This window comes from Actinoplanes sp. M2I2 (genome assembly GCF_023544445.1).
Classification (GTDB): Bacteria; Actinomycetota; Actinomycetes; order Mycobacteriales; family Micromonosporaceae; genus Actinoplanes.
This window is the reverse complement of sequence record NZ_JALPVJ010000047.1, coordinates 1-23,479: the sequence shown is the minus strand read 5'-3', so window position 1 is coordinate 23,479 and position 23,479 is coordinate 1. Positions and strand designations below refer to the sequence as shown.

The 23,479-nt window shown below is 67.6% G+C and carries 24 protein-coding genes and 3 pseudogenes; 13 read left to right on the top strand and 14 right to left on the bottom strand.

Annotated elements, in window-relative coordinates; all coding sequences use genetic code 11:
- The 4 genes from HJC40_RS44480 to HJC40_RS44465 all read right to left on the bottom strand — a co-directional run.
- The coding region (locus tag HJC40_RS44480; RefSeq protein WP_250009904.1) for a hypothetical protein at positions 1-196 on the bottom strand (196 nt) is incomplete at its 3' end.
- An 82-nt stretch (positions 197-278) separates the two neighbouring features.
- The gene (locus HJC40_RS44475) at positions 279-1,757 is read right to left on the bottom strand and encodes an alpha/beta hydrolase (RefSeq protein ID WP_250009903.1); all 1,479 of its coding nucleotides are present in this window, start codon (positions 1,755-1,757) and stop codon (positions 279-281) included.
- A gap of 102 nt (positions 1,758-1,859) precedes the next feature.
- Positions 1,860-2,375 (bottom strand): NADPH-dependent FMN reductase, encoded by a 516-nt coding sequence (locus HJC40_RS46500; protein WP_308201014.1) that lies wholly within the window; start codon positions 2,373-2,375, stop codon positions 1,860-1,862.
- 526 nt (positions 2,376-2,901) lie between these two features.
- Positions 2,902-3,483, bottom strand: a complete 582-nt coding sequence (locus HJC40_RS44465) for a TIGR03086 family metal-binding protein (RefSeq protein ID WP_250009902.1) — start codon at positions 3,481-3,483, stop codon at positions 2,902-2,904.
- Between the two features lie 176 nt (positions 3,484-3,659).
- Here HJC40_RS44465 and HJC40_RS45965 point away from each other — a divergent pair, with 176 nt between their 5' ends.
- The 5 genes and pseudogenes from HJC40_RS45965 to HJC40_RS45960 all read left to right on the top strand — a co-directional run bounded on the left by HJC40_RS45965 (position 3,660) and on the right by HJC40_RS45960 (position 8,263).
- Positions 3,660-3,794 (top strand): hypothetical protein, encoded by a 135-nt coding sequence (locus HJC40_RS45965; protein ID WP_284044612.1) that lies wholly within the window; start codon positions 3,660-3,662, stop codon positions 3,792-3,794.
- Positions 3,795-4,134: 340 nt separating this feature from the next.
- Positions 4,135-4,251 (top strand): annotated as a pseudogene (locus tag HJC40_RS46835) (alanine racemase C-terminal domain-containing protein); the annotation flags it as partial.
- Positions 4,252-4,255: 4 nt separating this feature from the next.
- Positions 4,256-4,462: an alanine racemase C-terminal domain-containing protein gene (locus tag HJC40_RS46830; RefSeq protein WP_374273682.1), complete on the top strand. Its 207-nt coding sequence runs from the start codon at positions 4,256-4,258 to the stop codon at positions 4,460-4,462.
- Between the two features lie 350 nt (positions 4,463-4,812).
- Positions 4,813-7,902, top strand: a complete 3,090-nt coding sequence (locus HJC40_RS44460; RefSeq protein WP_250009900.1) for a S8 family serine peptidase — start codon at positions 4,813-4,815, stop codon at positions 7,900-7,902.
- Positions 7,903-8,137: 235 nt separating this feature from the next.
- Entirely contained in the window at positions 8,138-8,263 is a 126-nt protein-coding gene (locus HJC40_RS45960) for a hypothetical protein (protein ID WP_284044611.1), read from the top strand.
- Between the two features lie 35 nt (positions 8,264-8,298).
- Here the strand turns inward: HJC40_RS45960 and HJC40_RS44455 are convergent, their stop codons facing one another.
- The 4 genes and pseudogenes from HJC40_RS44455 to HJC40_RS44445 form a co-directional block, all read right to left on the bottom strand.
- Positions 8,299-9,126, bottom strand: a complete 828-nt coding sequence (locus HJC40_RS44455; RefSeq protein ID WP_250009899.1) for an alpha/beta fold hydrolase — start codon at positions 9,124-9,126, stop codon at positions 8,299-8,301.
- A gap of 301 nt (positions 9,127-9,427) precedes the next feature.
- A complete protein-coding gene (locus HJC40_RS46495) occupies positions 9,428-9,649 on the bottom strand; it encodes a DUF5996 family protein (RefSeq protein ID WP_308201015.1) in 222 nt (73 codons plus the stop codon).
- A gap of 1 nt (position 9,650) precedes the next feature.
- Positions 9,651-9,704, bottom strand: a pseudogene (locus HJC40_RS45950) (hypothetical protein); the annotation flags it as partial.
- Positions 9,705-9,808: 104 nt separating this feature from the next.
- Complete coding sequence (locus HJC40_RS44445) at positions 9,809-10,360, bottom strand: hypothetical protein (protein WP_250009897.1); 552 nt, start codon at positions 10,358-10,360, stop codon at positions 9,809-9,811.
- A 407-nt stretch (positions 10,361-10,767) separates the two neighbouring features.
- On the opposite strand from HJC40_RS44445, the gene HJC40_RS44440 reads away from it, so the two are divergent.
- Complete coding sequence (locus tag HJC40_RS44440) at positions 10,768-11,094, top strand: GNAT family N-acetyltransferase (protein ID WP_250009896.1); 327 nt, start codon at positions 10,768-10,770, stop codon at positions 11,092-11,094.
- Entirely contained in the window at positions 11,087-11,491 is a 405-nt protein-coding gene (locus HJC40_RS44435) for a (4Fe-4S)-binding protein (RefSeq protein ID WP_250009895.1), read from the top strand. The genes HJC40_RS44440 and HJC40_RS44435 overlap by 8 nt, the downstream gene beginning before the upstream one ends.
- A 617-nt stretch (positions 11,492-12,108) precedes the next feature.
- Here HJC40_RS44435 and HJC40_RS44425 read toward each other — a convergent pair.
- From HJC40_RS44425 to HJC40_RS44415, 3 genes and pseudogenes are all read right to left on the bottom strand, one after another.
- Positions 12,109-12,805 (bottom strand): annotated as a pseudogene (locus HJC40_RS44425) (IS21 family transposase); the annotation flags it as partial.
- A gap of 254 nt (positions 12,806-13,059) precedes the next feature.
- Positions 13,060-13,926, bottom strand: coding sequence for an LLM class flavin-dependent oxidoreductase (locus HJC40_RS44420; RefSeq protein WP_250009893.1), 867 nt, complete (start codon positions 13,924-13,926; stop codon positions 13,060-13,062).
- Between the two features lie 86 nt (positions 13,927-14,012).
- Positions 14,013-14,957, bottom strand: a complete 945-nt coding sequence (locus HJC40_RS44415) for an ATP-binding protein (protein ID WP_250009892.1) — start codon at positions 14,955-14,957, stop codon at positions 14,013-14,015.
- Positions 14,958-15,400: 443 nt separating this feature from the next.
- Here HJC40_RS44415 and HJC40_RS44410 point away from each other — a divergent pair, with 443 nt between their 5' ends.
- Together HJC40_RS44410 and HJC40_RS45945 are read left to right on the top strand one after the other, a co-directional pair.
- Entirely contained in the window at positions 15,401-15,772 is a 372-nt protein-coding gene (locus HJC40_RS44410; protein WP_250009891.1) for a nuclear transport factor 2 family protein, read from the top strand.
- 96 nt (positions 15,773-15,868) lie between these two features.
- Positions 15,869-16,498, top strand: a complete 630-nt coding sequence (locus HJC40_RS45945) for a MarR family transcriptional regulator (protein WP_308201013.1) — start codon at positions 15,869-15,871, stop codon at positions 16,496-16,498.
- Positions 16,499-16,591: 93 nt separating this feature from the next.
- Here HJC40_RS45945 and HJC40_RS44400 read toward each other — a convergent pair whose 3' ends face one another.
- Positions 16,592-17,068, bottom strand: a complete 477-nt coding sequence (locus HJC40_RS44400) for a MarR family winged helix-turn-helix transcriptional regulator (RefSeq protein WP_250009890.1) — start codon at positions 17,066-17,068, stop codon at positions 16,592-16,594.
- A gap of 87 nt (positions 17,069-17,155) precedes the next feature.
- On the opposite strand from HJC40_RS44400, the gene HJC40_RS44395 reads away from it, so the two are divergent.
- The 4 genes from HJC40_RS44395 (at position 17,156) to HJC40_RS44380 (ending at position 21,898) form a co-directional block, all read left to right on the top strand.
- The gene (locus HJC40_RS44395; protein ID WP_250009889.1) at positions 17,156-18,703 is read left to right on the top strand and encodes a GMC family oxidoreductase; all 1,548 of its coding nucleotides are present in this window, start codon (positions 17,156-17,158) and stop codon (positions 18,701-18,703) included.
- A gap of 40 nt (positions 18,704-18,743) precedes the next feature.
- Positions 18,744-20,222 carry an MFS transporter gene (locus tag HJC40_RS44390; RefSeq protein WP_250009888.1) on the top strand — a complete coding sequence of 493 codons (1,479 nt, stop codon included), beginning with the start codon at positions 18,744-18,746 and terminating at the stop codon, positions 20,220-20,222.
- A gap of 492 nt (positions 20,223-20,714) precedes the next feature.
- A complete protein-coding gene (locus HJC40_RS44385) occupies positions 20,715-21,014 on the top strand; it encodes a transposase (protein WP_308201012.1) in 300 nt (99 codons plus the stop codon).
- A 41-nt stretch (positions 21,015-21,055) separates the two neighbouring features.
- The gene (locus HJC40_RS44380) at positions 21,056-21,898 is read left to right on the top strand and encodes an IS3 family transposase (RefSeq protein ID WP_250009886.1); all 843 of its coding nucleotides are present in this window, start codon (positions 21,056-21,058) and stop codon (positions 21,896-21,898) included.
- Between the two features lie 34 nt (positions 21,899-21,932).
- Here the strand turns inward: HJC40_RS44380 and HJC40_RS44375 are convergent, their stop codons facing one another.
- The gene (locus tag HJC40_RS44375) at positions 21,933-22,625 is read right to left on the bottom strand and encodes an ISAs1 family transposase (RefSeq protein ID WP_250009885.1); all 693 of its coding nucleotides are present in this window, start codon (positions 22,623-22,625) and stop codon (positions 21,933-21,935) included.
- 6 nt (positions 22,626-22,631) lie between these two features.
- Positions 22,632-23,147: a transposase family protein gene (locus tag HJC40_RS44370; RefSeq protein ID WP_250009884.1), complete on the bottom strand. Its 516-nt coding sequence runs from the start codon at positions 23,145-23,147 to the stop codon at positions 22,632-22,634.
- Positions 23,148-23,479 lie beyond the last annotated feature (332 nt).

Genomic DNA, 23,479 nt, shown 5'->3' with positions numbered 1-23,479 from the left:
ACGAAGCCACCGGATCCTCGCCGGCGTTCGGCCACCACCGCTCCGGCTGCGCCACGCACGGGCGGCCGAGCGGCGAGGTGCCCTCGACCGGGCCGGTGTCGGGCCGGCTGGTGTACTCGGCGTTGCACGCGTCCGCGAGCACATCGTCTCTGCGCGCGTTGTCGTCGTCTCCGTATGCGGGCTGGCTGTCAGTCATGCTCCGACCTTCGACGTATCCGACGTTCAGTGCGCCTTCCGGCCGTCGTGGCTGACGGCCGGAAGGCGTCGTTGTCAGGTGCTTAGCTGGGCCGGCAGGTAGTGTCGCGGGCCGGCATCTTGCCTTCGACAAGCCAGTCTGTGGTAATGCCGAGGGCACAGGCGTTGGTGTGGACGAGGAAGACGCCGTGGCCGCTCTCTTCGGCGGTCACCAGCTTGGCGCGCGAGGCGAACTTGTCGCGTAGCAGCTTTCCGCCCGCCCACGGGGTGACCGGGTCGCGGCGGTTCTGCAGGATCAGGATGTTGGCCGGGCCCTTGGCGTCGACCTTGACCGGAGGCTCGTACGACTCGTACCTCCAGTAGGCGCAGGGCGTGATGTTGGCGGTCGCGGGGCCGAACAGCGGGTACCGCTTGCGGTCCTCGGCGACGGCCCGGCGGTAGGTCGCCACGTCCTCGGGCCAGTTCGAGTCGTTGCACGTGCTTGCCAGGAACGCCGTGAAGGAGTTGTCGCTCGGGTTCGGCGGCGCCGCCTGCTTTGTCGCCGGGCCTTCGACCGGGTTGAGGTACGTCTGCACGGTGCGCGCTGCCAGCCCGTACGACAATTCGCTGTAGAGGCCGGCGAAGGTGAGGTACCGGAGCACGGCGCCGTCAACCCCGTCCGGCGCGGGGGTCCTATCGAGCCGCTCGACGATCCGCAGGAAGGTCTGGCGGACCTGCTTCGGCGTACGGCCCAGGCCGTACGTGTCGTGCCGGGCCGCCAGCCACCGGGCGAAATCGGGGAACGTCTGCTCGAAGCCGAGCCCGAACCGGCGCATGCCCGCCCGGTCGAGGTGGGTGTCGCCGACGTTGCTGTCGAACACGATCCGGTCGGTGGTCTTCGGGAACAGCGAGATGTACGAAGCGCCGAGGGCCGTGCCGTAGGACGCACCGTAGTAGCTGGCCTTCTTCTCACCGAGCGCGGCCCGGACCCGATCCAGGTCGCGAGCCGTGTTCGCCGTGGTGATGTGCCGCAGCCGATCGTCCTTATCGTTGGCGGCGCACTTGTCGGCCACCTGCTTCGCGATCGTGGCCTGCCGGGTCACGGCGTCGTCGTCGACCGCGTACGGCGGAACGTTGGCCCAGTACGGATCCTCGAGCGTGAAGCCACAGCTCACCCGCGTCGAGTTCCCGACCCCCCGGGTGTCCATCCCGATCAGGTCGTAGGCGTCCGAAACGGTGGCCGGCAGGCCCCGGCTGACCAGGAAAGCGCCCTGGTCGATCCCGATGCCGCCCGGCCCACCCGGGTTGAGCAGCAGGATGCCGCGCCGCTTGGCCGGATTGGCGCTGGCGATCTTCGAGATCATGATCTCGATCTGCTCGCCGCCCGGGTCGCGATAGTCCAGCGGTACCGGAATCTTCGCGCACTGCACCGGGACCGCCGCCGGCATCACGACCTCTGCGGGGCATGCCCCCCACGTCAGCTGGAGTGCGGCTTTCCCCGCCATCGCCGCCGGCACGGCCGCGACCAAAGCACCGAGCAAGCCGACCACGCCGATGAGGACGGCGCTACGTCTTCTGTTCATGTCCCACCTCCTGCTTCATCCGTCGCTGTTCGGTGTCGATGCGACACCATGTCCCTGGAACACGGTCAAGAGAATTCGCGCTGTGCTGACCGCGCCCGTCACCTAGCGATCGATCCGGCCGGCACGATTACTCTCTCCGGGACAGAACCCGCTACTCACGCTCATAACCACAAGGTCCGGTATGGCCCGGCACACCGTCGCTTCAATCGCTGGAGAAATGCGTTTGTCAACGTGGCGAGTTGTCAAGCGAGCAACCGGCACGGAAGTAAGACTGTGATGGGCGAAGTGGCTGAGCACGGTGTTCAACGCAGCCTCCTGATGGGCGCCGGGAGTGAACTGGCTGTAGTTGACGAAGTCGGTGGCCAGCGACAGCGAGACCGTCGCGCAGACGTCCGCCATGAGGTTGGCCACAATGAGGCGCAGCGACTCCACGGCGCGCGCGCCGCCGACCGAGCCGTAGCCGACGGACTTTTTGTTCCATTCGGCGAAGAGGAAGTCGAGGGCGTTTTTCAGCACGCCGGAGGTGGAGTGGTTGTACTCCGGAGTCACGATCACGAACCCGTCGAACGACGCGATGATCGACCCGGCTATGTTCGACGACCCCGTACCGGTCGCCACCTGGTATGCGGCACAGACTAATCCGGCGGCAAGACTGGTTCACGCCAGCGCCGGCGGATGCAGCGAGAGCCAAGGATAGTTCAGGAGACCCACGTGATCGCGGAGCGCCCGCGCACTACGCGGCAGCCTCAACGGCGAGCTTGTCGACGCAGGACTGCATGTCCTTGTTGAGCATCCAGGCCCAGAACGTGTCGAGGAACCTCGGCCGAGAGGTGAAGTGGCATGCCACCGGATGTCGGTGCCACCGTCCGCCGCCGGGGAGATGTCTATGGTCGATCGGTATCCCGCCAGAGCGTCTCGGACGTCTCGACGTAGGTGAGACTGCGGTTCGCTACGACCTGCCCCACCTCGATGACCGTGCGAGGAAAGCCGCCGACCACCCAGGTGTCGCCCTCGGGCCGAATCCTGCCGACCCGCTGCCAGGAGGCCACGTCGTCTGAACGGCTGCCGGTCGTGGACATCTGCGGCGGCTTTCGGTGAGGCGGTGCCGCACGTGAGCACGCCGACCTGATGGATCGTCGGGCATTCACCGGTGGGTTGCCGGCGACCAGCCAGGGTCACGGCCGGCGAAAGCGACGACCCGTTCCACCGGAGAAGCATTGGGTGAGACCGCGTACTCCAAGCCGAACGCCATGCCGGGGCCGCGCCACTCGGGCTTGAGCGTCACCCGGTAGAAGGCGAGTGCTCGCTCGCAGGTCGCCTCGTCCGGCCTCCAGGGCAGACCCGCCGCAGTGGCCAAGTCCCAGCCATGAGTGATCACCTCGATCAGCAACATGTCCAGGACCACGGCACCGGGAAACGCTCCACCGAGGTGAGGCACTTTCACGATGGTCGTCTCGACCCCGTTCGCCAGCGCGGATCGCAGAGTCGCCGAGAGCTGCGGGAGGACGGCTTCAAGCTGGTCGGGCCCCAAATAGGCGTGCGGGTCCGCTCCTCGTTCCTCGGCGCCGGGATCGCCGAAGGCGGCATCGAAGTAAATCAGCCCACCGGTGAGGTGCTGCCGCAGGCGCCGCACATCGAACCCGTCACACGGAGTCGGGAGCGCGTACTGCTCGGCGGTGGTGTCGGCCGCTACGCGCGCCAAGTCATCAAGCAACGTCAAGTACACCTGGGCATTCGACACCGTGTTCCGACAACAGAGTCAAGTGCCGTCGGCGCCGGCCGACCCATCAGCGCCATGCACTGCACCACGCCGATGATCAGCGAAGCGCTGATGGATTGTGGCGGGCGCCGGGGCCAGACAGTATGTCCGCGTCCGCGTGAGCCGCAACGGCGTCTGGATTCGTGCTGGGCGCAGACCTGTTCGACGCGGAGACGGCCGAGCGGTACGGCTGGGTCAACTTGGCGTTGCCGGCCGACGAGCTTGACCCGTTCGTCGATGGCCTCGCCGCAAAATCGTCGTACAGCCCCACGGGGTGATCGCTGCGGCCAAGGCGGCTTATCCGACGACGAACTGCCCGAGGGCCTCGTGCGCGAGGATGCCGCCTGGGCGGGTCTCGGCCTTCGCCTGGCCGCACCCGAGGGGCTCGACGGCGCCCGGAGTCTCCGACGCTTGCGCGTTGCCATGTGACCGCGGTCTTGATGTCCATGCCGAGGGTGCGGGCTAGGTGTGATGTCCAGGGACGTTGGCCGAAGAGGTGTGACCATTCGATCTGACGATCAAGGCCGGATCTGGTGAACAGATGAAGGCCTCCAACGGTCGCCCTCTACGGGTGGAACCGTACCGGGGGCCGCCTGCGGGCCGCGACCGGCCCTGAGCGTGCACGCGTCGATCACCAGCGTCAAGCGCGTGCCGCCCGGCACCGGCGTCTCGTACCGCCCCGATGCCGTGACCGACATGTGGACCACGCTCGCCCTCTTTCCTCTCGGCTTCGCCGACGGTGTCCACTGCCGGCCGCGCCGCCTTCACCGTCCAGGGAGTGCACTGCCCGGTGCTCGGCCGGATCGCCATGGACCAAGTCGTCGACGTCGGCGACCTGCCGGTAGAACGTGACAACGTGGCCGTCATGTTCGGCCCCGGCGAACAGGGTGAACCAGGGTGGCCGAGTGGGCCGACTGAGCCGGCACCAATCCGCGCGAGATCATGACCGGCGTCGGACTTCGCGTCTCGCGTCGCTATCTGAGGACGAGAACGTTCGAACCTTTCTTCAGCCTCTCCTATAAAAATGCACTCGAGTGCCGCTGCAGAGTGCTTTGCGTAACAGTTTCCGGTGACAACCGATTAGCAATGGGATGCATCTATCCATGTGACACCATCCTCATTGGAGCGGAGCAACGGTAGATGCATACAAGACGTTAGGGCGCCACCATGGTGGCGCTGGGGACGGTTGCTGCCCTCGCGGTAAGCGTTCCCGCCACTCAGGCGGAGGCAGCAAAGTCCGTTCCGGCGGGAGAGGCGCCGTTCACGGTCACCCTGATCACCGGTGACAGGGTGACGGTGTCCGGGCAGAGGGTCACCTTCGAGCACGGCCCCGGCCGCGCCGGCATCCGGTTCTCGAACCGGCTGGTCGACGGTCATCGGCACGTGGTTCCGACGGACGCCGCGCCGCTGCTGCGGCAGGGCCGGCTGGACAAGCGGCTGTTCGACGTCACCACGCTGCGGGAGTTCGGGTACACCGGCGACAGCGATCTGCCGCTGATGCTGGAATACCCGAAAAGCGGACAGCGCAAGGGACCAGCCGGCGTGCGAGCCGCGGTGAAGGGGACGACCCGCGTGGGCCGCGATCTTCCGGGTTCGGGTCTGCTGGCCACACGCACGACGCGAGCCGAGCGGGCCGAGCTCTGGAGTTCGCTGACCACGGGCACGAGCACCGCACGGACGCTGACCCCAGGCATCGACCGGGTCCACCTGGACGGCAAACGCCAACTCAGCCTCGATGCCAGTGTGCCGCAGATCGGCGCGCCGACCGCCTGGCAGCAGGGTCTGGACGGCACCGGGGTCACGGTGGCGGTGCTCGACACCGGCATCGACAGCACCCACCCGGACTTCGCCGGGAAGATCACGTCGACGGCGAACTTCACCGACGAGCCGGGCGAGGACCTCAACGGCCACGGCACCCACGTCGCCTCCACCATTGCCGGAACCGGCGCGCGGTCCGGCGGCAAGTACCGGGGCGTGGCGCCGGGCGCGAAACTCGCTGTCGCCAAGGTGTGCGGCGAGGCGGACTGCCCCGAGTCGAACATTCTGGCCGGCATGGAGTGGGCCGCCCCGCGAGCTTCAGTGATCAACATGAGCCTGGGTTACTTCGACGAGCCCGGGGTGGATCTGTTGGAGCAGGCGGTCGAGGACCTCACCGCGGCGTACGGCGCCCTATTTGTCGTCGCGGCCGGCAACCGGGGATACGGACGACCGGAAACGGTGATGTCGCCGGCCAGCGCCGACGCCGCCCTCGCCGTCGGGTCGGTCGACAACCGTGACCAACTGGCTCTGACCTCGAGCCTCGGCCCGCGCATCGGTGACGGGGCGATCAAGCCGGACATCACCGCCCCCGGCGTGAACATCGTGGCGGCCCGGGCGGCCAACGCGGCGAGCGGTGATCCGGTCGCCGACGGCTACTCGAGCATGAGTGGCACGTCGATGGCCACGCCGCACGTGGCCGGGGCGGCCGCGATCCTCACGCAGCAGCACGCGGACTGGGCGCCGAGCCGCAAGAAAGCGATGCTGATGGGTTCGTCGAAGCCGACGGCCGGCCTGGACGGGTTCGCCCAGGGCGCCGGTCGCGTCGACGTCGCCCGGGCGGTCAGCCAGACTGTGACCGTGGACGGCGCCGGCGTCAACTTCGGCCGTCAGGAGTGGCCGCACTCCGACGATGTCCCGATCAGCCGGACCCTCACGTACCGCAACATCGGCACCGCCCCCGCCACCTTGGCACTCACGGTCGAGGGCGCGATGGGCACGTTCTCAGTGAAGCCCGCAAACCTGACCATTCCGGCCGGGGGCGCGGCGACGGCCACCGTGGTCGCCGACACCAGTGGCGAGGGGACGGACGGGTACCAGCACGCCCAAGTCGTGGCGACGGGCTCCGGCGACGTCCGGGTCGGCACGCCGGTAGTGGTCAACCGGGACGTCGAGAAGTATGACGTGACGTTCCGCCACATCGACCGCACCGGCGCTCCGGACGAGTACAACCACTTCGGTTCACTCATCCGGCTGGACCGTCCGAAGACCTACACCATCACGGCCGGCGCAGAGGAAACGGTCACCATCCCCGCGGGGACCTACGGGCTGGCCTCCGAGTTCTACGGGGTGGACAATACGAGCCTGCTCGTGCAACCGAAGCTGGTCGTCGACAAGGCGATGACCGTCACGCTGGACGCCCGTGCGGCTCGGCCGGTGACGGTGAACGCGGCCCGCGCTGACGCCCGTCAGGCCGCCACCTTCCTCACCGTCTCCTGGACCACCGGTCAGAGCCAGGCCGGGACCACGGCCTACTCGTACGTTCCGGGTGATCTTTTCAGCGCACGGATCGGGCCGGCCCAGCGGGCGGGCGAGTTCACCGTCATGGTCAACAGCGTGTTCGCCCGGTGGAAGAACGACGAGGAGGGCTTCCGGGACAGCCCGTACACGTACGAGGTGGCGTACTCCCGCCAGGGTGAGTTCTTCACCGGATTCGAGAAGCGGATCAGCCCCTCGGAGCTGTCCACGGTGAAGGCCCGATACGCGCGGGAGGCGGACGGCGCCAACGGTGCTAAGGCCCACCGTCCGTCGCTCGCCGGAGGGGCGGGAGGCACCGAGCCCGTGCCGTTCTCGCTGCCGTTCGAGCGCACCGAGTACGTCGGCGGCGACGGCACAGCGAGCTGGCGCGGCGAGTTCCAGCAGCAGCTGGACGGCGATACCGTGAGCTCCTCCGCCGGGCCGGTTCAGCGTCTGACTCCGGGCACGGTCCATCGACAGAGCTGGAACACGCCGGTGTTCGCGCCGTCGGTCACCAGCGATGATTCCTTCGACCTGGCGGACCGCTCCGGAAACACCATCTCGGCCAACATCCCGATGTTCGGCGACGGTGCCGGTCACTGGGGCAGTGTGACCGCGCCGGACACCAGCCGAACGGCCCTCTACGCCGACGGGACGCTGATCGGCGAGAGCTCGTCGCGGTTCCCCTCGTTCCCGGTGCCCGCGGAGCGTAAGACGTACCGGTTGGAACAGTCGGCCACCCGTTCCGCGCCGTTCCGGCTGAGCACCTCGATCAGCGGCGCGTGGACGTTCTCGTCCGCGGCAGGGGACACTATCCTCCCGCTGTCCACCATCCGGTTCAGCCCGCGCGGGGACGCCCCGGCCGGCGACTACCGTATCCCGGTCACGGTGGATCGCGCGATCGGATCGGCGGCGGCAGCCAACCGCACGCTGACCGTGGACTTCTCCACCGATGACGGTCGGACTTGGCGCCCCGCCACGATCAGCAAGGACCGCCGCACCGTGAAGGTGACCAATCCGGCGTCCGGCTTCGTGTCCTTGCGAGCCGCTGCCTCGGACACCGAAGGCAACACGGCCACGATGACCGCCATCCGGGCGTACGAGATCCGCTGATCCCCGGCCTCGGCCGTCCGCGACAAGTTCCCATCGGGGGCGATGCGGACGGCCGATGCCGTATTTCGTGTGGCCGGTCTCCAGAGAGCTTTCCCGCCGAGGATTTCCTCACGGCGTTGACAGGGCATCCGATCCTCTTTACCGAGGCCGCATGCCGTCGGCCTTCGTTCTAGGAACAGTGGCCTCATCGGTACGTCATCGAGGCGCGAACAGCGTACGAACTCCCTTCACCGCTTTGGACGAACAGACCACCGACAATCGGCGCTTGCTGCTGCAGCACCTGGAAGTGACGGCCCAGGGTGTCCAGACGGTCGACGGGGAACGCGATCTCGAAGGGCTGATGCGCTTCCTGACGCGATGAGACGAGATGACTCGCGCGAAGAAGCACCTCGCGCCTCAGCGGCTCCAAGAGCCTCCGCCCTGCTCGGCATCCGCGAGGACCTGAGCCAGCTCCTCCGGCCGTGACAGGAAGGCAGAGTGGGAGCTGTCCAGCGTGATCACCCCCGTCGCCGTGACGGAAACGGCGTCGATGTCCTGGACGAGGCGGCGCTGCAGCGGCTCAGGGATCGCGTTGTCCTTGACGCAGACGATGTACGAGTGCGGGACGGCGCCGAAGCGGTCCCGCGTCACCATCACCTTCTCGGCGGCGAATTGGGCAGGCGCGTCGTTGCCGAGCAACGCGATGGCCGCCTCGGCCGCCGGCACGTCGACGTCGCCGTAAAAGAGTTCCCGGATCTCGTCCCGGAATAGGGGGTTCGTCGGGTCGAGACGCAGCGCACCGACCACTACGGGGTCGGCGACCAGCACCCGGTCGAAGGTGTGATACTCCGAAGCGAGCTGGCCCACGGACGCGGTGACGGGGGCGTACGCAGTCAGATAGACGAGGTGGGCGAACAACTCGGGGGCGAGCTCGGCGGCGGCGGTCGCGATCACTCCCCCGAGGCTGTGCGCGACCACAACACAGGGCTCGCCGTTCCCGGCCAGCCGGATGCCGTCGACGAGCGCCTCGGCAGCAACGCGCACGCCGACGGCGGCGACCGGCGAGGGCTCGGTCGCCAACGCCGCCGGGTCGAAGGGCCTCGCCGACCGGGCGGCCGGCGGCTTGCCGTTCAGGCCGTGCCCCGCGAGGTCGATCGGGATCGACGGTATGCCTCGGGCGGCCAGGTGGGGCGTGACCGGCGCCCAGCACCAGCTACCGTGCCACGCGCCGTGAACAAGAATCATCGGACGCATGCTGCCCACCCTGAGTCTGCTCGGTCACGCTCAACGTTCATCACCACAACACCACTTTCTGTATGTTCAGCGAGTATTTCGATCGTCGCATCGGACGTGACTCACACGAGCACCCGCAGATGTGGCAGGGCGTCACGGGGCAGACTGCGATCGGTGAGCGATGTGTGTCGCGTCCCCTGGACCCCCATCCAGGGGACGCGACCGCAGTGGTCCCACCCGCTCGGTCAGCGACACCGTCGGATCCGACGTCCATCACTGTCCTGGCCGGGTACCACTGGCTCAGGGCGGAGCGTCACGCCTCCACGGCGGAGCGGTCCCAGTCGGCCAGGTCGGCGGCGGCCGCGTAGGTGCCGCGGAGGAACTCGAGCAGTGTCGTGTCGGGATCGGCCGAGCCGGCCACCGTCTTGTAGGGGAGCACACACTCCTGCAGGGTCTTGTCGTAGTACGCCTCCGTGCGCTCCCGATAGCCCGGCGGGTTCCGGATACGCGTACGCGTAGAAGGCGCCCTCCTCACCACCACCGGGCCAGAACCCGAAGCTGGCCAGCTCGTGCGAATAGCCCTCGTGCATCACCGACGGCGGGCAGTGCGTTCGACGGTGGCGGCGATTGCGAGCCCGACGCGCCTTTACAGAGGGTGTCCGTCGCCGGCATGGACATGCTTCGCGACCAAATGTCAGCTTCCCGGCTGGGCCGGGGCGGCTCCGTTGTCGACGAACGTGTAGACGGTGCGTAAGGGCGCGTCGCCCAGCTTCTCGGCGATCAGGCCCCGCTCCGCGGAGATCTGCAGATAGGCGCCCTGGTTGCTGATGCCGTATCCGTCGGCCTCGGCCTCGGGCGCCTCTCGAACCCGGAAGAGCTGGCCCGCACGCCGGGTGTCGCACGCGGCGGCCACGACGGTCAAAGGGTTTGAGCCGTTGCTGCGGATGCCCATGCACGACGGCTCACCGCCGGACCCGGCCCTGGCAGTACGGATCTGGTGAAGACCGTCACGGACCGGCACGAAGACGAACAGGGTGTGCTCGGCCTCCCCATCCGTGAGGTTCAGCCGGCCTTGAGCGTCGACGGCGAGAATGCCCTCGGCCTCCTGGGCCGGCCGGATGACGACCTGCCGCTTACCGCTGAGGATGGGACCGTAGCCGCCGCTGCTCCCCTTGTCGCCGTCGGGCGCGTCGGGCGACCGGGTGGCGCCGGTGGGCTTCGGCGCTGAACCTGTCGTGCTCGTCACGGACTCGGTCGGGGAGGCAATCGAAGGCACCGCCGTCGCCGCCGCTGCGTCCGGCGATTCATTCGTGCCGCATGCGAACGTGGTGAAAGCAACTCCAGACAGCAGAATTGCGCCGATGCCGTTGCGAGAGCGGGACATAACGTTCCTCTCAGCTCGTGAAGAGCTACTCGGAGGCGGTGGTAGTCCCCATCAAAAACCGTGTGCTGACCACAGAGTCAAGGTCATCGGGCGTCACTTGATCACGTGACGCTTGACCCGGTGCCGAGAACAGGGTCTGTGCTGGCTCCGCACACCAGAATCGAAGGAGAACCCCATGCCGTACACGCCCTCGCCGCCATCGACGTGCCCGTCCTGATCCAGCACGGCATTGACCATGAATATCCAGCACGAACCGAGAGGACACCGTGATGAGCGACAACGTCAACGTGCACGACAACCCCGCCCAGCACCGCTACGAGATCACGGTGTACGACGAACTCGCCGGCTTCGCCGTGTACTACCTCGAGAAGGAACGGATCGTCTTCATCCACACCGAGGTCGTGATCGCTTACGAGGGACAGGGCCTCGGCAGCCGCCTCGCCCACGACAGCCTCGACGACGTCCGCCAGCGGGGTCTGCGCGTGGTGCCGGCGTGCCCGTTCTACGCGAGGTACATCAGGAACCACCCGGAATACCAGGATCTGACCCGTGCTCCGGAAGCCCAACGAGCCGTGCTGGGCGAGCACAATGAGTAGCCCGAAGCTGAAGGCCTACCCCGGGTCCCACATCACGGTCACATTCGACGCCGGTCGCTGCCTGCACTTCGCCGAGTGCGTACGCGGGCTTCCCCAGGTGTTCAACGTAGCGGCACGGCCCTGGATCACTCCGGACAACGCCGACGCCGCCGCCCTGGCCGAAGTCGTGGAACGCTGCCCCAGCGGCGCCCTGCAGTACACCCGCCACGACAACGTCGCGGAGACGCCGCCCGATCCCACCATCGTCACCACGGCGGAAGGCGGACCGATCCTCCTGCACGGCAGGCTCACGCTGACCGGACCCGGCCGGCAACCTCACCGGGAGAACCGAATGGCGCTGTGCGCCTGCGCCCGGTCGGCCAAGCGTCCGTTCTGCGACAACGCGTGCCGCGCCTAACCTCTTCCGATGGATACGAGCAACGGCTGAATGCCCCTCATGTACTCTCCGGGCGGTCCGGAGGGCATGTCCTGGACGCAGGGGACGATCCCGGGGGCGGAGAGTCACCACCGGCCCGGGGCTCGGAGAAGATCGCCGAGGTGCGTCCCTTGCTGACGCGGTACCAGATCGACACATTGCCCGACCTCGACTGAGCCGACGCTCCGGCCAGGTCGTTCGAATCGGCCGCCCGGCGGAGTGACCAATGCATCCGGCCGGGCGGCATGCAACGGCATACCCCCTGCTGGCGTCCGCCGACCCGTCAGCGCAGGTGGCGGAAGGTCAGGCGAATCTCGTTCCCGCGCGGCGGCGCGAGCCGCCCGCAACCGGGCCAGCGCCTGGGAATCGATCTCGTCGAGGACCCGCCGCGCGGTCGGATCCAAGCCACCAACCCGAACAGGCCGGGCTGCTGCCGCAACACTGCCAGGTCCACGATGACCTCGCCGCCGTCGGCCATCAGCACTGCGAGGTGCGCGTGGGATGTGGGATGTGGGACAGCTTCAGGCGTTTGGTGAGCTCGATGGCCTCGGCGAGGGGGTCACCGACAGAGCCGATGACTGGGCGCCGCCCGGTCATGGCTATTGCTGCTCTCCTGTCGTGATGCCGAACGTCGACCAGGCGGAAGCGCCGGCCTGCAGGCTGTGAGTTTCGCTGCCCGGGTGGGCTCAGCGTCGGTCGCGCGCTGGTGGCCGAGGATGCGGATGACGTCGTTGTCGGCGAACCGGCCCGCCAGCGCGGCGGTGCCGAGGGCCTGATCGACGTCGGCGACGCCGTGCAGCTTGGCCAAGGCAACGGCTTCGGCCATCTTGCGGCGGACTCGTCGGACTCCGGTGGCGCCGGCTTCGGTGAGCCAAGCGGCGGCGCCGGGCCGAGAGCCAGAAAAGCGGCCTCTTCCGCGGTATAAGCTCGAGGCGGCCGTTCGTCGGTGTCGAACCGGCGGGTCTGCGGCGGGTAGTGCTCGTCAATGATCGACAGGCTGCCAGGCTGAGCCCGCGGGTGCCGGGCGACCACGACCGGGACGCTGGTGGTGACAGCGGTGACGATCAGCTCGTTGCCGTGGAACCGCGCCCAGACCCGGGTGTCGACCAGATCATGCGGGACGGAGTAGCGGACCCCGTCGACCGAGATGGTGCGGTCCCAGTTGACCCGGCGGGTGGTGCCGAACGCGACCGCGAACGGCTGCTGCGGCAGCGGATGCAGCCGGACCTGCTCCTGCAGTAAGGCGTCGGCTGGGCGGCGGCGGGTCTCGCGGTGGGCCCGCTGGTTGACCTCGGACGCGCCCGATGCAGCCGTTCTTGCAGGCTGCGACCCTCGTGCCGCAACGTCACATACCGAGCCACAGTGTGGTGATCACACCCGGCCAGCTCGGCCGCCGCACGGTAACTACCCGTGAGGTCGTATGCCTCCAAGATCTCCACGATTTCCCTCCGCTCTTCACCCGGCCGACCCAGGCCGACCGACATCCGCTCATGATCAGCGGGGAAGTATCTGGCCGTCCATGGGAGGACCGTGGCCACCAGCGGGGGCGGTCAGCTGTGGAGGACAGCCCGCAGGGCGGGCAGGTGGTCGAGCGCCGTAGCCCGGACCCCGTACCTGGTGATGGCCCAGCGGCGTTCGTGCTGGCGAATCGACGCCGCGATCTCTTCGACCGATCCCACCAACACATACGGCATCTGCCGCACCTCGTCGACGTCGAGACCGTAGTGATGCCCTAGTTTCTCAAAGACCGGTTCTGCATCGTCAGTGACCTCAAACGTGTGCACCATGGACTCGATAGGTCTACTGCGAAGTGGTCCAAGCCGTGCGTCGATCTGGTCAAGTGTCCAGCGCCGGCCCAGCCAAGGGAACGCCAGCTCGTCAGCGTGCGCGGCGGCCCAGCCGAGGAGCCGCGGGTTGGCGCCGCCTATCAGCAGCGGCACCTTCTGTTGGATCGGGCTCGGCGATGCCAGCCGAGCGGCGGTCATTCGAAGGTCTAGGGTGTCTCGGGTGACCTCCTCGCCGGCGAGGAGCCGCTGGGTGGCCTCGGCCACCGCGATGCACCGATCGACGCGACCACGTACGTCCGGCATGGTCATTCCAACAGCATCCCATTCTGCGGGGTTGTGGCCGGTACCGACACCGAGGTAGACGCGCCCACCAGAGAGGATGTCGAGCGTCGCCACGGCAGACGCCAGCGCCATCGGCTCATAAACGCCGGCGTTCACAACATGTGCGGCCAGCCTGATGGTGCTGGTCACCGCGGCGGCTGCCGCCAGGGCTACGAATGGATCCGGAAAGGCCCCCGGGTGGTGAGGGCAGGCTAGGGCGTAGAAACCGTTTGCCTCCGCCTTGCGTGCCGTCTCGAGCCACTCGCCCCGAGCACTGGCCGCCGTAACCTGCAGCGCAAAATTGATCACACCGAGAGGCTAGACAATGTGCTATGAACACAGTCAATGCTTCGCGGAGTGCGCTGTTCCGGCCGTCGATGTCCAGTACGAACCCGTCAGCACCCAATTTGAGCACCGTCGTGGCTGGCACCTGAGCGCGTGTATCGGCCGACTGCAACCCAACCAGCTCTCGCGCGGCAGGCGAATTTCCGGCGCGGCGCACTAGCCAGGCCGCCTACCGGCGCCAATCGAGTTGCCGGCCGGGCAGTCGACGGTGACGGTGAGCCCCCTCCCTCGGGGCCGGGTTCGGCGGTTGCGGTGCCACCGTGGGCGCGGGCGACCGAGCGGACGATGGACAGGCCGAGGCCGGTGCCGGTGGTCGAGCCGACCCGGTCGGTGAGGCGCTGAAACGGTTCGAACAAGCGAGGGATCTCGTACGCTGCGATGACCGGGCCCGTGTTAGTCACAGTCATCCGGCCCGGTCCGCAGGTGACGGTGACCGTCTCGCCGCGTTGGTTGTAGGCGACCGCGTTCTCGACCAGGTTCTGCACCATGCGTTCCAGCAAAATCGGGTCGCCGCGCATGGGAGCCGGCTCGGTCGTCACGTCCGTCACCTCGTGCATCGACGCCACGTGGGTGACCATGTCGGCCAGGTCGACGGGAACGAGCTCGGCCCGCGAGTGATCTCCCCGCGCGAGCATCAGCAGACCGTCGATCAGACGTTCGTGGCGGGCATTGATGACGAGCAGGGTCTCGCCGAGACGGCGTACGTCGGCGGAGGGGTCGGGGTGGCTGAGCGCGACCTTGATCAGGATTCGGTTGATGGCCAGCGGCGTACGCAGCTCTTGGGAGGCGTTGTCGGCGAACCGGCGCTGAGTCTCGAACGCCGCGTCTAGCCGGGCGAGCATGTTGTCGAGGGTATCGGCGAGACGGCGCAACTCGTCCTTCGGGCCGGTCATGCCGATGCGTTGGTGCAGGTTGCGGTCGGCAACCCGGCGCGCGGTGGCAGTGATCTCGTTCAGTGGCCGCAGGGTGCGCCGGCCGCGAACCAGGCCGTCCACACGCCGGCGACCCCGACCCCACCCAGCGCCAGCCCGCCCTGCTGGAGCAGCGAGGTCATGGTCGCCGCCCGGAAGTCCTGCTGGAGCCTCAGCGCGAGGTCGTATCAGCTCACCAGCTCACCGTGGGTGAGAAGGGCGGTTCCCTCGGCGGGCACCCCCGCCCGGCCCGGCACCGAGGAGGAGATGGGGCAGCCTCCGATATGCCCACGACTACGCCCGGCATACCTGTGCGGATTACGCCGGTCTCCTCACCGCAATCGCCGACAACGAGGTCAAAGCAGCCGAACGGGTCTGATTGCAAAAACTGAACCGCGACGCCGATTTAGGCCGAGCGCGGGTTGACTGTGTGGTGAGGACATGGTGTCCAGTGAGAAATACGTCCCGCGGCTGTTACCGCAGCGGGTCTGTCTGCTCGGCTACGAAAAAAGAAGGACCGGAAACCGATGAGCGAAACACCCCTGGCCCTTGATCGCTACCTCACCTTGATCGACCCGGCCATCGCCGGCGAGGTCACTCTCGACGAGTTCGTGGACGTCTTCGCCCCGGATGCAGTGGCGCAGATCGGCGGGCCCCCTGCGCAGGGGGCCGACGCCGTCCGCGAGCTCTATCGCCAGTTCTTCGCGGCCCACGTCGAAGCCAAGCACTTCTGGAACACCACGGTCCTGCCGGACGGGCGGCAGCGGGCCGAGTGGGTGGCCGCGGCGCGGACGGCGGACGGCTCGGTGATCACCGTGGCCGGCGTCGAGCATGCGACCGTCGGCGAGGACGGTCGCATCGTCGAGCTGCACAACGAGTTCACCCGCCCGCCCGCCTGACGCGGCGGGAGGGCGACGTCGTGCGTGGTGCCACTGACCACTGCTAGAGGTGAGCGCCGGGTTTGACCTTGTGCACACGGTCTCCACTCGGTATCAATGCATCCCACCAGCGTGGCGCCGGTCGTGAATCCATCGAGAGGCATGTTGAGAATTTCCGGCAGCTCGTGGCCCAGGTGCCTGAGGCCGTCCAGCCTTTCACCGTCGTGCTGGCCGGTGCGGTCCCGTTCATCGAGGCCGGGGAGCCGCACCGATCGGTGTCGTCGGCGGGACCAATCCGGTCGTGAGACCGGCCTGATCGGCCACCTTCGCCGGCTGTTCGACGGCGTCGAGCTTGGCGCGGTTGGCCGGGATGCTGGTGCCGGGTCGCTGCCCATGGGAAAGATGGGTGCCCGCCTGATGGTGCACCCTGCGGCGGTGACCAACGCCATCGGCAAACTCGAGCAGCGTGACCTTGTCACGCGGAGCATGTCCCCTGACGATCGGCGCGTTGTCCTCGCCGCCATCGCGCCCCCCGGACGGGCGCTCGCCGACAAGGCGACGGAGGCGCTTAATCAAGCCGCGTTCGGCCTGGCCGAACTGTCGCCCGGGCAAGCCGCGGAACTCACCCGACCATTGCGCAGCATCCGCGCAATGGTCGGCGACTTCAACACTGCCGACCAGGGCCACGGAGCCGGCTCGCCAGCGAGCCGCGGCGGGACGGGGACCGAGCAGGCCACCAGCGACTAGGGCATTTCTCTCGGCAAGCGCCGAGGCGGTCGCCTTTTGATGTCCGCCGTGGGGACTGGTCCGGGCAGTAGGCGGTGAGCGACCACAGCTTGATCACGAAGTCGCCGAGCGATGAGAGGGTCGATCGCGCAGTCCGTGCAGGATCGCCTGGGCTATCGCGTCGAGGTCCGCGGCCTGTCCGTCGGTCAGCGGCTTGAACACCAGGTCGTGGATTCGGGCGACATGGGCTGGCGCGGCGGCCTGTACGGACGCAAGGCCGGCAGCCGTGATCTTGACTATCGGCGCGCGCGGGTCCTCAGCGCACGACTCACGAATGAGGAGTCCGCGCCCTTCCATGCGCCGCAGCTGGTGGGCAAGCCGGCTCTTTTCCCACTGCAGCTCCACCCGCAGGTCACGGCCTCGCAGAGCATGGCCGGTCGCCTCCGACAGCAGGAACAAGACCTGATAGTCGGGATACGAGAGCCCGGATTCCTCCTGCAGAGCCTGCGCCAGGGCAGCTTTCAGACGGGTCTGCATTCTCACGAAGTTTCGCCAGGTGAAGCTCTCGTTCTCAGTCAGCCCGATCTCCATCACCTGAGTCTACCGTGCACACGTCAACGTTGACACATCAACGTTGACGTGTCATCCTCGGATCAGTCGTGCTGCGAGAGGAGCGTCATGGATGCACAGGAAATGACCGGGGACGTGATCGTCATCGGCGCCGGCACCAGCGGTTCGGTGGTAATTCGCCGGCTGCTGGACGCGGGTTTGAGCGTGACGGCGATCGAGGGCGGCCCGGCCGACGACAGCGAATTGATTCACAATCCGACGGCGGCCATCGGGCTGTGGGGCGGCCCGTATGACTGGGCCTACAGCACAGTGCCGCAGCCTCGGGCCGACGGCAGGCAGTTAATGCAACCCCGCGGCAAAACCCTCGGCGGAAGCACCGCGATCAACGCGATGATGTACGTGCGCGGGCTGGCCGCCGACTACGACGCCTGGGCACAAGGCGGAGCCGCCGGCTGGCGCTGGAGTGATGTCGAGCCTTACTTTCGCAGGCTGGAGGACTACGACGGGCCCCATGACGGGAACCGCGGCACCGGTGGCCCGTTCCGCGTACAGGCGCATCCCGGCGCGGATCCGCTCAACCGGGCCTTCGTTCAAGCCGCTGAGCAGGCTGGGTTTGGCTACAACCGCGACTACAACAGCGGCGACAGTCAGGGTGTCAGCTTCGTGCAGACGGCGATCCGTGACGGGCGCCGCGAAACCGCGTGGACGGCTTACGGGCGCCCCGTCGAGGATCATCCGCGGCTCACGCTGATCACCGGGGCTCACGTGGTTGGTCTGATCGTCGACGGGTCCCGGGTCACCGGCGTGCAGTACCGCAAAGACGGCCGGCTCTGGCGCGCCTCCGCGCAGGAGACCGTCCTCGCCGCCGGTGCCGTCAACTCCCCGCAGCTGCTGCTGCTTTCCGGCATCGGCCCGGCAGCCGAACTTCAGAGGCTCGGCATCCCGGTGGTCCTCGACCTGCCGGGCGTGGGCAAGAACCTGCAGGACCACGTCAACGTTCCCATCGGGTGGGCGGCTACCGGCACGGTGCCCGAGCCGGTCCTGCAACGCCTCGAGGCCCATCTGTTCGCCCGGACCAGACCGGGCCTTCTGACGCCCGACGTTCAGGACATCTTGGTGTCCGCGGTACTGCCCACAGACGGGCCGATGACCGACAGCGGCTTCTCGGCTGCGACCGTGCTGCTGCATCCACTCAGCCGAGGTGAAGTGACTCTGCGGTCGGCCGACCCCGCCGCCGCGCCGCTCATCGATCCCCGCGTCCTCGACGAGCCCGACGACCTCGAGGTTCTGATCGACGGTCTCGGGCTGCTACGCCACCTCGCCGAGCAGCCCGCCCTCAAGCAGTACATCAAGGCCGAGACCGCCCCCGGTCCGGCCGTCACCACCCGCGAGCAACTGCGCGCCTACGTCCGGGCCACCGTCGTCTCCGGCCACCATCAGATCGGCACGGCCCGGATGGGCGTGGACTCCATGTCCGTCGTCGGCCCCGACCTGCGCCTGCACGGCCTCACCGGGTTACGGATCGCCGACGCGTCGATCATGCCCACCCTGACCAGCGGCAACACCGCGGCGCCGGTGCTCATGATCGGCGAACGCGCCGCCGACTTCATCCTTACCCCGGCGGGCACTGGCCCGACGGCCCCCTACGTCGCCTGAGATGGCTCCACGCGTTTACCTCTAGCTGTTGGGAACACCCATGACGCAAACCGTCAAAGAGACCGAGGCCAAGGGCGGCGGATCGCTGCTGGTGCTATATCTGGCGCTGGGCGGCCTGGCCTTCGCCGTGCTGCAGTCGCTGGTATCGCCGGCGCTGTCGACCATCGGGCACGAGCTTCAGGTGTCGACCAGCGACGTCAGCTGGGTCGTCACGGCGTACCTGTTGTCGGCCTCGGTTCTGACGCCGATTCTGGGGCGGCTCGGTGACATGCGGGGCAAGCGCAAGGTCCTGATCGGCGTGCTGGCCATTATGGCCGTGGGCACGATCGTGGCCGCGCTGGCGCCCAACCTGACCGTGCTGATCATCGGGCGGGTGCTGCAGGGTGCGGCCGGCGCGATTCTGCCGCTGTCGATCGGCATGGTTCGAGACGAGCTGCCGCGGGAGCGGATTGCTACCACCGTCGGGTTGATCTCGGCGATCTTCGGGGTCGGCGCCGGTATCGGCATCGTGGCGGCCGGGCCGATCGTCGAGCACCTGTCGTGGCACTGGCTGTTCTGGCTGCCGCTTGTGCTGGTCGTGGTGACGCTGCTCGGGGCGATCTTCGGCATGAAGGAGTCGGCCGTCCGTACGCCCGGCAGGCTGGACATGCTGGGGGCGAGCATCCTGTCCGTCTCGCTGGTGTCGCTGCTGCTGGCGATCAGCAAGGGTCAGGCCTGGGGCTGGGGCGACGGCAAGACCATCGGGCTGCTCGCCCTGGGCGTGGCCGGCCTGATCGGGTTCGTCCTGGTCGAGCTGCGGGTCAAGGAGCCGCTGATCGACATGCGGCTGATGAGGGTCCGCGGCGTGTGGGCCACCGACCTGGTCGCGCTGATCCTCGGCTTCGCCATGTTCGGCACGTTCCTGCTGGTCCCGACGCTGCTGCAGCTGCCCGCGGTCACCGGGTACGGCTTCGGCAAGTCGGTCTCCCAGGCCGGCCTGTTCCTGCTGCCCACCGTCGGCATGACGGTGGTGTTCGGGCCGCTGGCCGGCATCCTCAACCGCAAGTACGGCCCGAAGCTTCCGATGTTCCTCGGCGCGGTGTTCGTGGTCGCCGCGTTCGCCCTGCCCGCAATCGCGCACGGCCAGATCTGGCAGGTTCTGGCCTCCGGTGTGCTGACCGGCGCCGGCATCGGCTTCGCCTTCGCGGCGATGTCCAACGCCATCATCGAGAGCGTCCCGGCCGCGCAGACCGGCGAGGCCACGAGCGTCAACACCATTGCCCGGACGATCGGCGGCAGCATCGGCACGGCCGTGATGGCCGCCGTGATCACCTCCAACACCACGCCGCAGGGCCTGCCCACCGATGCCGCGTTCACCAACGGCTTCTGGGTCTGCGCCGCCGTGGCCGCGCTCGCGGTCGTCGCCGCCCTGGCCCTCCCCCGCGCCCACAAGCGGCATCAGGAGGCGGTCGAGACCGGCGTGGACAACCTGCCGCCGGAGCCCGACGAGATCCACCTGCGGCACCGCACGAACGCCTGAGCAATCCCGAACGAGGTGCGGCCGCCGAACCAGGAAGCCGCACCCCCGAACGGGCCCAGACATCCCCGAGCCGGGCAGAGCAACCGAGAACAGGCGGCCCGATGACGACCAGCGATGTCCCCGCGCAGCGTCGCCGGCGCGACGCGGCCCAGACCCGTCAGGATCTGCTCACTGGCCGACAACCTCCAGGCTCTCGTACCGGATGCGGCATGGTCTCTATTGAGTGAAGTGATCTCAGCGAGGATTGGCGGCTGACCCGGACGACACGGGCATCACGTCCACATGGGCAGTGCACCACCTTGCCGGCCTGCTCGCCGCCGAGCGCCGCGCTCGCGGTACCCGCAAGAAGACCAGAGCTTTGAGCTGCTTCTGCCAGGCACTGTTGATCCTGGTCTGGTTCCGCAGCTGAGGACGCGACGATGCTCGGCGTGAGCTTCCCCCGGTTTCCGGACACCTGGGGTGAGGTAGTCCACGGTTTCCAGGAAGGATGTCGTGTCATGCCTGCTCCTCACCCTGTCGAGTTCCGCCAACGGGCGGTGCAGTTGGCCCGCACCGGGGACAAAACCGGTCGCTGTGTTGGCGAAGGATCTTGGGATCAGCGAGTCCTGTCTGCGTAACTGGATGGCCCAGGCCAACGCGGACGAGGTCGGCGGCGGTCCGGGCCGGTTGACCAGCGTGGATAAGAAGGAGCTGGCCGAGCTGCGCCGCCGCAACCGTCAGCTCGAGACAGAAAACGAGATCCTCAAACGGGCGGCGGCCTATTTTGCTCAGGAGAACGTCCTCCCGAAGTAGCGTTCCGGCTGGTTAAAGAACTCGCTGACGACGGCATCGACGTGACGGTTGCGTGCCGGGTATTAGGCGTGTCCAGGTCCGGATATTACGAATGGAAGACCCGACCGGTATCGGCGCGGGAACTGGAAAACGAGATGCTGCTGCGCAGGATCGAGAAAATCCACGCCGACCCGAAGATGAAATCGTACGGGTCACCGCGGGTGCACGCTGAACTAACCCTTGGCATGGGTCTACGCGTGAACGAGAAACGGGTGACCCGGTTGATGCGTGAAGCCGGCATCCAGGGTCTGTACTACCGGCGCCGGTCCTGGACCACCGTCCCTGATCCGGATGCGACACCGTGGGCGGATCTGGTCAACCGCAAGTTCCAGCAGGACGGGTCGAACCGGCTGTGGCTGACCGACATCACCGAACACCGCACCGAGCAGGGCAAGTGGTACTGCGCTGCGGTCATGGACGCCTACAGCCGGCGGATCATCGGCTACAGCATGGCCGATCATCTACGCACCGAACTGGTACTGGACGCGTTATCGATGGCCATCACCCGCCGGCCACCGGCCCGGCAGAAAACCATTCTGCATTCCGATCACGGCACGCAATACACGTCGTGGGATTTCGGTCAGAGGCTCCGGAAATCCGGCCTGCTCGGATCTATGGGCTCTGTCGGTGACAGCTACGACAACGCCATGATGGAATCTTTCTGGGGAACTCTGCAACTGGAAGTCCTTGACCGCCGGGAATGGGAGACCCGGGACGACCGTGCCAATGCCGTCTTCGAATGGATAGAGTGCTGGTGCAACCCGAAACGACGCCATTCCAGCCTTGGGATGCGCAGCCCGATCGAGTTCGAGAAGCTCCACACCCCGTCAGATGACGTCCGTTGACCCCAAACCTCGGGTGTCCGGCCTACGGGCAGGGTCATTGCGTTGTCGGGTAACTGCTGGTCACCGCCGTAATCAGGTCGTGTGAGCGGCGGTTCGCGTGGCGGGTAGCGCGGGCGATGTTGGTCGCGCCTGTGGTCCGGTGCCAGCCGATTGCGGTGTTACGCAGGGTCGCGAGGACGGCGGGTCCGTTGCCGGTCCGGGCTTGGTGCAGGTCTTCACGGAATGTCACGTCGCGGACGTGGTGGAGGCGGTTTTCTATGTGCCAGTGCCGGCGGATCCAGGCTTGCAGGTCGCAGGCCTTGGCGTGGCCGGCGGGCAGGGACACGGTCAGGTAGGCCGTCTCGCGGCTGGTCCGGCCTGCGACGATGCAGGTGCGGGTGATCCGGGCAGCCTGCAGGGCGTGCGGGAATCCGATGCCGCCCGGGGTAGCGACGGTGACGGCTTTGACGGTGCGGGTCTCACGGCGCCCGTGACCACTCTCGCGGGTCCGGTCACCGACCGAGATCTGTGCCCAGGGCAGCCGTTTCAGCTGCTTGAACAGGGTTGGCTGGTTGCCTTTCACCTGCACCAGCAGGTGTGCTTGACGGGCGGTGACTTCCTCGGCGTGCCCGGTCTGGGTGTGCAGGGCGTCGGCGGTGAACAGCACCCCGGCGAGCGTGCCGAGTACGGTCTCGACGGCGTCGAGCAGCGGCGCGAACGAGGTGATCTCATTCGACTTCGTGTCCACGGTGACCTAGGCGATCACGATCCCGGTGGTGGTGTCCAGGACGGACAGCAGATGAACCTGACGGCCGCCGGGCAGGCGGGCACCGCGCAGGGTTTTGCCGTCGATCGCGATCACCCTGCGATACCTGCGCGGCAACGGCAAGCTTGGCTGCTGGGTACGGGTGTGCAGCCAGCCGGCTAAAACGGTGGCCAGCAGGGCCGGATCGAGACGGATCAACAGCCGCCACATCGTCGTGCCGACCGGCACGCCATCACCGAAGCCGAGCCTGATCCTGGCGTGTTCATCCAGGTCATGCAGCCAGTCGGTGATCGCCGCGAACGACGATGCGCCGGCCATGACGGCACAGACCGCGACGGTCAGCACCGCGGACAACGGATAACGGATCCCGCGTGGGTCACGCGGGTCGGGAATCTTCGTCAACGCGTTCAGCAGACCGCTGTGTTCACCGTCGGTGACCGCGACGGGGGCACTGCTGGCGTGGGGTGTTGTGACGGTCAGTGCGGTGATGAGAGATGATGCCATCGGCGGGTGAGGTCCTCGGGGCGTCGTGCGGCGTAGAGAACTTCATGATCACCGATGTGATCTCACCCGCCGCCTCCGCCTCCACAGAGGCCACCCACTGCACAAAAACCCAGCTCAGAAGCCTGCCAACAGACTACGCAATCACCCTGTCGACCCCATCGACGACTGGCTCGCCTCAGCCTTCTCCCCCGCCAACCTTCCCCGCACCATCACCGCACTGGCCAACGCCCAGCCCGTCGACGTCAGCCACGACCGCACCACCGAACTCGACGCAGCCCTCGCCGCCTGCGACGAAAAACTTGCCAGGCACCGCGCAGCGCTGGAAGCCGGCG